Origin of the sequence: Zoogloea sp. (genome assembly GCF_041911615.1) — a bacterium.
GTDB lineage: Bacteria > Pseudomonadota > Gammaproteobacteria > Burkholderiales > Rhodocyclaceae > Zoogloea.
Genome location: NZ_JAYROR010000085.1, coordinates 1 through 10,090, shown reverse-complemented (window position 1 = coordinate 10,090; position 10,090 = coordinate 1). Strand labels below are relative to the sequence as shown.

Here is a 10,090-nt window from a genome sequence, read left to right as displayed (position 1 = left end):
GCCGGCAGCGCCGCGCCACGCTCGGCGAGAAACGCCGGCGAACCGACCAGCACCGTGCGCCCGTCCACCTCGCCGGCCACGCCCTTGCCACCGACCGCCTGCACGACCGCGGCCAGCGGCCAGCTCAGCCCATCGGCCTTCGCGGCGGCGACCACCGCCTGGGCCAGCGGGTGATGGCTGGTCTGCTCCAGGCTCGCCGCCAGCGCCAGCAGGTCGGCCCGCCCGGCGCCCGACGCCAGACGCAGGTCGAGCACCGCCGGCCGGCCTTCGGTCAGCGTGCCGGTCTTGTCCACCACCAGGGTCTTGATCTTCTCGGCCTGCTCCAGCGCCTCGGCGTTCTTGACCAGAATGCCGGCGCGGGCGCCCTGCCCGGTGCCCACCATCACCGCCGTCGGCGTGGCGAGACCCAGCGCACAGGGGCAGGCGATCACCAGCACCGCGACGCCATTGACCAGCGCCGGCGCCAGTTCGCCGCCAATCCACCACCACGCGAAAAAGGTCGCGAAGGCGATCGCCACCACCGTCGGCACAAACACCGCGGCGATGCGGTCGGCGAGCCGCTGCACCGCCGGCTTGCCGCCCTGGGCTTGTTCCACCAGCCGCACGATGCCCGCCAGTAGCGTCTCGGCGCCGACGCCCACCGCCCGGCAGCGCAGCACGCCCGCGCCATTGACGGTGGCGGCAAACACCCGGTCGCCCGGCGCCTTGCTCACCGGCACGCTCTCGCCGGTGAGCATCGCCTCGTCGGCGGACGATTCGCCCGACAGGACCTCACCATCCACCGGCACCGCGTCGCCAGGCCGCAGCACGAAGACCATTCCCGCCACCACCTGCTCCACCGGCAGCGCGACGAGCTGGCCGTCGCGCTCGATCTGCGCGGTGGGCGGCTGCAGGCGCAGCAGGGCCTCGACCGCCGCCGAAGTGCGCGCCCGCGCCCGCGCCTCAAGCAGCTTGCCAAGCAGCACCAGGGTGATGATGCTGGCCGACGCCTCGAAGTAGACGTGCAGATCGTGTCGGCCCAGCAACACCACCGCCAGGCTGAAGAAGTATGCGACGCTGGTGCCCAGCGCCACCAGCACGTCCATGTTGGCGCCGCCGCCCAGCAGCGACGACCACGCGCCCCTGTAGAAGCGCCGGCCGATCCAGAACTGAACCGGTGTCGCCAGCAGCAGCTGCGCCCAGCGCGGCAGCCATTCGTCGTGGTGCGCCGTGCCGTGCAGGCCGGCGTCGAGCATGCCGACCATCTGGACGAGGAAGGGCAGGCTCAGCGCCGCCGACATCCAGAAAAGGCGCAGCTCGGCGCGAAACTCGGCGGCCTTGCGGGCGCGCTCGGCCTCGCGGTCGCGACCGGCGATGGGCGTGGCGGCAAAGCCAGCCTTGCCGATCGCCGCGACGACCGCCGCCGGATCGGCGAGGCCCGGGGTGTAGCGCACGCGTGCCGTCTCGGCGGCAAAATTGACGCTGCCTTCGACGCCCGGCAGGCGATTAACGACCTTTTCGATGCGCGCCGCGCAAGCCGCGCAGCTCATCCCGCCGATGCCCAGTTCGAGCACCTGAGGCGCCACGTCGAAACCCGCCTTGCGGATCGCCCCGAGCACGTCGTCGGCCGATGCGCCCTCGGGCGAGATGGCGACGCGGGCCTTCTCGGTGGCGAAATTGACCTTGGCCTCGACGCCCGGCAGGCGATTGAGCACTTTTTCGAGGCGGACGGCGCAGGCCGCGCAGCGCATGCCCGAAACGGGCAAGTCGAGGTGCGATCCGGCTTCGCCGCTCACGGCTGCGCCCGCCAGGCCGCGAGCAAGGGGAGAAACTTCATGACACGCCGCACTCCGCAGGGGAAATCAGAAATGGCAGACCACGCCGTTCCACAGCTTGCTGCCGAGCGACGGCGTGGTGACCAGCCCATAGACGCCGAAAGCCAGCACTACCAGACCAGACCCGGTGCGCACCGCCTGGTTCCGCACCACGTCGCGCAGGCGCTTGAGCAGCAGCCCGGCGAGCATCAGGTTGGGCAGGGTGCCAAGGCCGAAGGCCAGCATCAGCGCCGCCCCCCGCTCCGCCGCCCCGGTGACGAGGGCCGTGGCGAGCACGCTGTACACCAGCCCGCAGGGCAGGAACCCCCACAGCAGCCCGAGGGGAAAGGCCTGCGCCACCGTGCGGGCGGGCAGAAAGCGTCGCGTCAGCGGCTGAATGCGGCGCCACAGACGCTGGCCGAGCTGCTCGACCCCCGCCAGCGCGCGGGTGAAGCCGGTGAGATACAGGCCCAGCGCGACGAGCATCAGATTGGCTGCGACGTACAGCCCGAGCTGAATCGGCAGGATGTCGTTGAACAGCATCCCCACCGTGCCGATGGCGCCCATCGCCGCGCCCGCCAGGGTGTAGCTGCTGATCCGGCCGAGGTTGTAAGCGAGGTGCAGCGGCCAGTCGCGGCGCCTCTGGCCGGGCAGCGGGATCGTCTGCACCGTGAGCGCACTGACGATGCCGCCGCACATCCCGACGCAGTGGGTGCCGCCGAGCAGGCCGATCAGGAAGACTGCGAGATAGCCGGTTTCGGGCATCGCTTCACACCTTGCAAAGAAAACGCCCCGCGAAGCCGCGGGGCGCATAGTTTAGTCCGGCCGAAGGCGGCCAGCCAGCCGCGACTCAGATCACCTTGGAGTAGCGAGTGCGCTCTCGGTCGGCGCGCAGGTATTTGTCGAAGACCATCGCAATCGCGCGCACCAGCATCCGCCCCGCCGGCAGCACGCTGATCCACTGTTCGTCGATCTTCAGCAGGCCGCCCTTCTCCATCTCGCGCAGATCGGCGAGTTCAGCGGCGAAGTAGGTCTTGAAGTCGATCAGGTGGGCGATCTCGATGGACTCGATGGACAGCTCGAAATGGCACATCAGCGCCTGGATGATGGCCCGGCGCAGCAGATCGTCGGGCGTCAGCTCGATGCCACGCAGCACCGGCAGCCGGCCGGTGTCGAGGATGTCGTAGTACTCGTCCAGCGTCTTGACGTTCTGGGCATAGGTGGGGCCGACCTTGCCGATCGCCGACACGCCGAAGGCCATCAGATCGCACTCGGCGTAGGTGGAATAGCCCTGGAAGTTGCGATGCAGGCGGCCCTGACGCTGGGCGGTGGTGAGCTCGTCGGTCGGCTTGGCGAAGTGATCCATGCCGATGTAGACGTAGCCGGCCTCAGTGAGGCGGCGGATCGCCAGCTGCAGGATCTGCAGCTTGGTCTCGCCGGACGGAAGCTGCGCGTCGATGATGCGCCGCTGCGGCTTGAACAGGCTCGGCAGGTGCGCGTAGTTGTAGATCGACAGGCGGTCGGGCGACAGGGCGAGGATCTGCTCAAGGGTGCGGTTGAAGCTGATGACGTTCTGCTTGGGCAGGCCGTAGATCAGGTCGACGCTGACCGACTTGAAGCCGTTGGCGCGGGCCGCGTCGATCACGAGCTTGGTTTCCTCCTCGCTCTGGACGCGATTGACGGCCTTCTGCACGTCCGGGTTGAAGTCCTGGATGCCGACGCTCATGCGGTTGAAGCCCAGTTCGGCGAGGAGCTTGACGGTGGCCTCATCGACCTTGCGCGGATCGACCTCGATGGAGAACTCGCCGTCCGGCACCAGCGTGAAGTGCTTCTTCACGATGCCCATGAGCTGACGCAGCTCGTCGTGGGACAGGAAGGTCGGCGTGCCGCCGCCCAGGTGCAGTTGCAGAACCTCGCGCGGCCCCTGCAGATGCGCCACCTGGAGGTCCACTTCCTTCTCAAGATACTGCAGGTACTTGGCCGAGCGCCCGTGATCCTTGGTGATGATCTTGTTGCACGCGCAGTAATAGCAGATCGTATTGCAGAAGGGGATGTGGAAGTATAATGAGAGCGGTTTGCCGATGCCGCCGATGGATCGCTTCCCGAGCCAGTCGCACAGGGCGTCCGAGTTGAACGCCTCCACGAAGCGGTCGGCAGTGGGGTACGACGTATATCGCGGGCCATTCACGTCAAACTTGCGAATGAGCTCGGGGTCGAAGATCAGGTCTTTTTGAGTCGCGTTCATGGGGCGTGCTTCTAGTGATTGCGCGAAACAATCGCAGAATCATCCCGGAATCGTATTGACGTGGATCAAAGGGCTCCAAAGGTTGTTAAATCCTCTTTAGATCAGGTGGTGTGCGTGCAGATGAAGGCGGCGATTCCGGTGATGACGGTTGAAATCAAGACGGCGTGTTCCCAGTGCAACCTGCGGGAACTGTGTCTGCCTTTCGGCCTCGATCCGCGGGAAATCAACCAGCTCGACGAGCTGGTCGGCAGCCGGCGCAAGATCAAGCGCCAGCATCACCTGTACCGCTCGGGCGATGCCTTCGAGGCGATCTATGCGATCCGCGCGGGCTCCTTCAAGACCGACGTGATCCTCGAAGACGGCCGCGATCAGGTCACCGGCTTCCAGATGACCGGCGAAGTGCTCGGCCTGGACGGCATCAGCACCGAACACCACTCCTGCAACGCCATCGCCCTCGAAGACAGTGAAGTCTGCGTGATCCCCTTCAGCCGCCTCGAGGAGCTCTCCCGCCAGGTCGAGAGCCTACAGCACCAGTTCCACAAGATCATGAGCCGCGAGATCGTGCGCGACCACGGCGTGATGATGCTGCTCGGCTCCATGCGCGCCGAGGAACGCCTCGCCGCGTTCCTGCTCAACATGTCGCAGCGCTTCACCGCGCGTGGTTTCTCGCCATCCGAGTTCCACCTGCGCATGACCCGCGACGAGATCGGCTCTTACCTCGGACTCAAGCTGGAAACCGTGTCGCGAGCCTTCTCACGCTTTCAGGAAGAAGGCCTCGTGGCCGTTCAGCAGAAGCACATCCGCATCCTCGACACGCCCGGCCTGAAGCGCCTGCTCAACCACCACGCGACCTAGGCAGGTCACGCCGCCGCCCGGCGCTCAGACCGACAGCGCCCCCAGCCAGCCGGCCGGGTTCTTGGTGATCGCCACCGACACGATGTACGAGAACACGCCTGCCGCCGCCAGCAGCGCCGCGAAGCGCACGGCGCGCGGCCGCGTCGGCTGGAGCGCGACCATCCCCAGCCCGATGTAGGCCAGCAAGCCCAGCACCTTGGCGGTCAGCCAGCCGTGCACGAAGGGGTATTGCCCCGCCATCCACGCAAGGCCGATCGCGCTTGCAAGGAGGCAGGAATCGACGATATGGGGCAGGCGACGGGTCAGCGGCGCGCGCAGCCGTGGCGAGGCCCGCAGCGACCACCATCCGCGCAGCAGGAAACCCGCGCCGCTCAGCACGACGCAGGTGATGTGAAAATGCTTGAGCGCCAGGTACATGTCGCCTCGAATCAGAATGACGCCGGGACGACAGCATCCGGTTTTTGCGACGCCCCGTCCTTGCGGAGCCTCAACTTTAGCCGCGCAGCACGCCGACTTCCAGCGCCGCGAACCAGTTGATGAAACGCTGCACGTCCTGCCCCTGATAGATCGCGCCGTGCTGCGGCACCATCATGTCGATCTCGAGACGCGAGACCCGTTCGCACCAGTCGCGCTTGGCCCGGTCGGAGCCCATCCAGCGCTTGTGGAACGCCTCGGCGTGGCGGATGTGGCGGGAGAAATCCTCCACGTACAGCCCACCCTGGTCGGGCGGCAGCAGGGCCGCGCCGATGTCACCCGAAAACAGGATCTTGGCCTTCGGATCGTAGAGGTTGAAATTGCCCGACGAGTGCAGGTAGTGCGCCGGCACCGCCTGGAGTTCGAGACTGCCGAGCTTGATCGTCATGCCCGGGTCGGGGATCGGCACGAAGGTCGTATCCTCGCCGCCAAAGTGGGGCAGGAAGGATTGCCACAGCCAGCTCGTGTAGCACTTCAGGTCGGGCTTGAACTCCAGCCACAGGGCCAGCGACGAGATGATGTCCGGATCCTGGTGGGACGCGAAGATGCCCGCCAGCCTGGTCGGATCGCATTCGGCCGATAGCGCCGAAAACACCGCCGGAAAGATCTCGATGCCGCCCGGATCGCACAGCAGCGCCTGGTCGCCATCGACGATCACGTACTCGTTGGTGTCGATGATGTAGCCCGGCTTGCTGGCATCGCGGGCGATGGCGAGCCAGCGATGGTCGTCGTTCTGGTAGATACAGTGAGCCTGCTTCATGGGTTTTCAGTCCTTTACGAGCCGTTCCTTGCCGAGCACTTCGAGGGACCGCTTGATCTGCGCGATCACCTCCGCGAAATCCGTCGAAACCTGCATCAGCGCCGGACTGAAGCCGCCGCCGTACGCCGCCTCGATCTTGGCCGAGCGGGCCAGCACGCCGCCCAGTTCGACGAGCTGCTGGGTTTCCTCGACCGCCGCGCGCAGGCGCAGGTCGAGGGCGCGCAGACGGGTCTGCTGGTCGGCGAGGCGGGCCGCGCCGCGGCGCCGCGCCTCGCGCACGCCGGGCACCTCGCCGCTGAGGCGGATTGCCTCGGCGAGGATCGCCGAATTGCGCTGCTGCTGGACGACGCCGGTGACGCTGCCGACGGAGCCGGAGGTCATGTCGCGCAGCGAGGCCATGTGACGGGTGAGATCCTGGGCGAAGCGGCGCAGCTCGTTCGACAGCACGCCGAAACCCAGCGCCGCGTTGCCGGCGCGCTTGGCCAGGAAGATGGCGTTGAGCGCCATCAGGTTGATGCGGAAGGCCGTCGCGACGATGGCCTTGATTTCTTCATTGACCCGCACGATGCCGGCAAGCTCGCCGGAGCGGCGCGGGGTCGGTTTGAGGTGTCGTTCAGGCGCGTTCATTCGGTGCTCTCGGGCGGCGGACCGCGGCATGGGGGCGCATCGATCGGAGCGACGGCCGCACCCGAGATTCAGGCGGAATGAACAGGCCGGCTGCCGCGGGGAAATTAACGGCGGCCGGCCGGCAAGCTTGAGCGCCCCCGCGTCAGCCCGTCGCGACGCTACGGCGCGGCGGCAGCAGGAAGTCGCGCGGACGAGTACGCAAGCGGTGCAACAGACGTCGACGCAGCTCGCGCAGGTCGGAACGGGGCAGGTCGTAGGCCCGCACCGCCGTCATCAGCGACAGGGCGAAGCTGACCCCCAGGTTGAGCACGAACATCGTGCCGACACCCGCCACCGCGAGGAGCAGCAGCCGCAGGTTGAGCGCCACTTCGAGGGACGAGGTAGCGAGGCTCAGGATGCCCGAGTTGAGCGTCACGTGGCGCACGTCCAGGGGCAGGCCAAAGAACTTGCCGAGCACCGGCGTCATGCCCAGCATCAGCCCCAGCGAGACGTTGGTGGCCCAGCCCGACATGTTGCGCGACACGATGCCGGCCAGGCGCATCATGCGCATCCGCCCGAAACGGTTGCCCAGACGGTGCTCGGCGATAGCCTGGGGCAGACGGTGATAGACGACCCAGTTGTCCACCCAGCCGCCCACCAGCGCGGCGAGGTAGAGGATCACCCCGGTCAGCGCGGCGTAGAACACCGTGCCGCTGTCGACCGGGCTGAGGGAGTGGAAGACGTAGTCCGCCTCCTTGAGGGTGAGGAAGTGATGGCCGGTGGCGAACTGCCACGCGGCGTCGAAGGCGTAGGCGCCGCCGGCCACCATCACCACGTTGGCGATGGCCGCCGCCAGCTGCGAGTGGCAGATGCACGCCGCGTAATCGACGATCACGTCGAGACGCTCGTCGCCCTTGCGGTCGCGGATGATCGCGGCGAAGGTCGCGGCGGTCATGGCCGGCTGCTTGGTCGCGAGGATCAGGCCGAAGGCCTGCAGGAGCAGGAAGCTCACCGCATAGTTGAGGCCCGAACCCAGGCCTTCGAGGAACAGCGCCAGCCCGGCGCCGGCCACCGTCATCTTCATCGCCGCGGTGCCCACCGTGAGCAGGCCGCCGCCCGCCGCCGCGGCCCAGATGTGGCGATAGTCGCCCGGCGTCTCGGCAATGTAGTGCTCGCCGGTCTTGCCCGCACGGTCGACGATGCGCCGCTGCAGGCGCTGCAGGTTGCCCCGCACGAGATGGCGCAGGCTGGTGCTTTCGTGGGCCGCGAAGGTGAGCTGGCGCAGCAGCAGCAAGGCCGGCCCCGGCGACCCCGGCTCGGCGGCCATCACCCCGACGATGCTCGCCATGCGGCCGAGGCAGCGGTCGAGCACGTCGAGGCCATAGACGATATCGACGCTGATGCCCTCGGTTTCGAGGCGGGCCGAGATCAGCTGCATCTCGGCCCGGCTCGCCTCCAGATCGGCCTCCCAGGCCTCGATGAGCTGGCTCGACAGGCGCCCCTGCTCCCAGGCACAGAGCAGGTTCTCACCGCTATCTGTGAGTCGTTTGAACGGCGATTCGGCCACCGGCCGGCGCTCGCTGCGCGCCCGCAGCTTGAGGGACAGCCCCTGCCCCTGCACCCGCGCCACCAGCAGCCGGAAACCGTCGGCCATCGCCCGCCGCAGCGCCGCGCGCATCTCCGGCTCGCTGACCGGAAACAGCAGCTCGACGGCGCGCTGGAAGGTGGACGGCTGCAGGCCGCGGATCAGGGTCAGGTCCTTGTCGCGCTGGAAGCTGCGGCTCATCAGGTGCGACAGGTCGTGATCGTCCCGCGGCGCGGGGATCAGCTTGGCGGTGAGGCGGTCGCCGAATTCCGACAGGAAACCCCGGTCGCTCGGAATCCCGACCTCGCCGAACAGGTTGGCGCCATCGGTCTCGTCGAGCACCTCGCGGATCGCCCGGCGCACCGCCGCGGCCAGCCCGGGGTTGGCCGCCAGCACGTCCATCAGCACCGCGAAGCGCTGGGTGGCCGAGCTATGCACGTCGGCGGAATCGATGTAGACGTCGCTCCACAGCGAGCCACCGGTGAGCCAGGCGGTCAGGCCGTACCAAGCGTCGAGGCGGTCGGGCAGCAGGTCGGCGCGGATCAGCGCCTCGAGACGCGCGGCGAGCTTCGGCAGGTCGCGCTGCCCCTGACGCTGGCTCGGCAGCGCCGCGTGGATGCAGTGCAGCAGATCGTCGCGGGAAAAGACGGAAGTAAGGCTCAAGGTCGGTGCGGAAGTGTTTGGCATAGATGAATTATGACCCGGCCACGACCGTTTGGTTCGAGTGGGCGATCCGGCACCAGACGCCCGCCGCCGGCCCGACCGGTTTACCATCGCGGCCATGCTCACGATTCTCCACCAGGACGACCACCTCGTCGCCATCCACAAACCCGCCGGGCTGCTGGTCCACCGCAGCGAGCTCGACCGCCACGAGACGCGCTTCGCGGTGCAGCTGCTGCGCGACCAGCTCGGCCGCCACGTTCATCCCGTGCACCGCCTCGACCGCGGCACCTCGGGCGTGCTGCTGTTCGCCCTCGACAAGGAAACCGCCCGCCTAGCCGGCGCCCAGTTCGAACGGCAGGCGGTGGACAAGACCTACCTCGCCGTGGTGCGCGGCCACCCGCAGGAGGCCGGGCGCATCGACCACGCCCTGAGCCGCCGCCGCGACGACGCCGAATGGGTCGGCGATGACGCCTCCGACGCCCCCCAAGCGGCCGTCACCGACTACCGCCGCCTCGCCACCTGCGAGCTGCCCCATGCCGTCGACCGCTATCCCACCAGCCGCTACGCCCTCGTCGCGCTCACGCCCCACACCGGGCGGCGCCACCAGTTGCGACGTCACCTCAAGCACATCGCCCACCCCATCGTCGGCGACGCCACCTTCGGCAAAGGCCGCCACAACCGCTTCTTCCAGCAGCAGTTCGATTGCCACCGGATGCTCCTGCACTGCGCCCGGCTGCAACTCGTCCATCCGCACCTGGGCACACCGCTCCGCCTCGTCGCCGCGCCCGACGGCACCTTCGCGGCGGTGCTCGACGCCCTCCACTGGCGTGCTGCCCTGCCCGACTGGCTCGGCCCGATCTGAGCCGGCGCCGGCCGCCGACGCGCCGCGCAAACACAATGCGACGCGTTGGCGCTTTCACCCGTAACACAGGCCGGCTACCATTGACGGTCTTTTGTTCAGCGCAACGATGAAGCTTCCCGACCGCCCCGATCTGTCCCGCCTTCCCTGGCAGCGCGCCGCCCGCCTCGGCCCCGTGCTCGCCTGGGGCGTGGCGCTGGCCGTCACGGCCTGGGTCGCGGCCGACCTGTTCTGGCGCTTCACCGCGCCG

Annotated in this window: 9 protein-coding genes; 2 read left to right on the top strand and 7 right to left on the bottom strand. The window is 68.1% G+C overall.

The window, feature by feature from the left end; all coding sequences use genetic code 11:
• The 3 genes from ACE3P2_RS10090 to hemN all read right to left on the bottom strand — a co-directional run.
• Window positions 1-1,730: heavy metal translocating P-type ATPase (locus ACE3P2_RS10090; RefSeq protein ID WP_374264004.1), on the bottom strand; the 1,730-nt coding region annotated here is incomplete at its 3' end.
• 111 nt (window positions 1,731-1,841) lie between these two features.
• The gene (locus ACE3P2_RS10085) at window positions 1,842-2,558 is read right to left on the bottom strand and encodes a sulfite exporter TauE/SafE family protein (RefSeq protein ID WP_374264000.1); all 717 of its coding nucleotides are present in this window, start codon (window positions 2,556-2,558) and stop codon (window positions 1,842-1,844) included.
• 85 nt (window positions 2,559-2,643) lie between these two features.
• The gene (gene hemN, locus ACE3P2_RS10080) at window positions 2,644-4,038 is read right to left on the bottom strand and encodes an oxygen-independent coproporphyrinogen III oxidase (RefSeq protein ID WP_374263998.1); all 1,395 of its coding nucleotides are present in this window, start codon (window positions 4,036-4,038) and stop codon (window positions 2,644-2,646) included.
• A gap of 120 nt (window positions 4,039-4,158) precedes the next feature.
• Between hemN and fnr the strand changes: the two genes are divergently transcribed.
• Window positions 4,159-4,893, top strand: a complete 735-nt coding sequence (gene fnr, locus ACE3P2_RS10075; protein WP_374264002.1) for a fumarate/nitrate reduction transcriptional regulator Fnr — start codon at window positions 4,159-4,161, stop codon at window positions 4,891-4,893.
• Window positions 4,894-4,917: 24 nt separating this feature from the next.
• On the opposite strand, the gene ACE3P2_RS10070 is transcribed toward fnr, so the two are convergent.
• The 4 genes from ACE3P2_RS10070 to ACE3P2_RS10055 form a co-directional block, all read right to left on the bottom strand.
• The gene (locus ACE3P2_RS10070) at window positions 4,918-5,310 is read right to left on the bottom strand and encodes a SirB2 family protein (RefSeq protein ID WP_374263996.1); all 393 of its coding nucleotides are present in this window, start codon (window positions 5,308-5,310) and stop codon (window positions 4,918-4,920) included.
• Between the two features lie 76 nt (window positions 5,311-5,386).
• Window positions 5,387-6,127 carry an MBL fold metallo-hydrolase gene (locus ACE3P2_RS10065; RefSeq protein ID WP_374263995.1) on the bottom strand — a complete coding sequence of 247 codons (741 nt, stop codon included), beginning with the start codon at window positions 6,125-6,127 and terminating at the stop codon, window positions 5,387-5,389.
• Between the two features lie 6 nt (window positions 6,128-6,133).
• Entirely contained in the window at window positions 6,134-6,754 is a 621-nt protein-coding gene (locus ACE3P2_RS10060; protein WP_374263993.1) for a chemotaxis protein, read from the bottom strand.
• A gap of 142 nt (window positions 6,755-6,896) precedes the next feature.
• A complete protein-coding gene (locus ACE3P2_RS10055; RefSeq protein ID WP_374263991.1) occupies window positions 6,897-8,981 on the bottom strand; it encodes a hypothetical protein in 2,085 nt (694 codons plus the stop codon).
• A 118-nt stretch (window positions 8,982-9,099) separates the two neighbouring features.
• On the opposite strand from ACE3P2_RS10055, the gene ACE3P2_RS10050 reads away from it, so the two are divergent.
• Window positions 9,100-9,843, top strand: a complete 744-nt coding sequence (locus ACE3P2_RS10050; protein ID WP_374263989.1) for a pseudouridine synthase — start codon at window positions 9,100-9,102, stop codon at window positions 9,841-9,843.
• The last annotated feature ends 247 nt before the right edge of the window (window positions 9,844-10,090 follow it).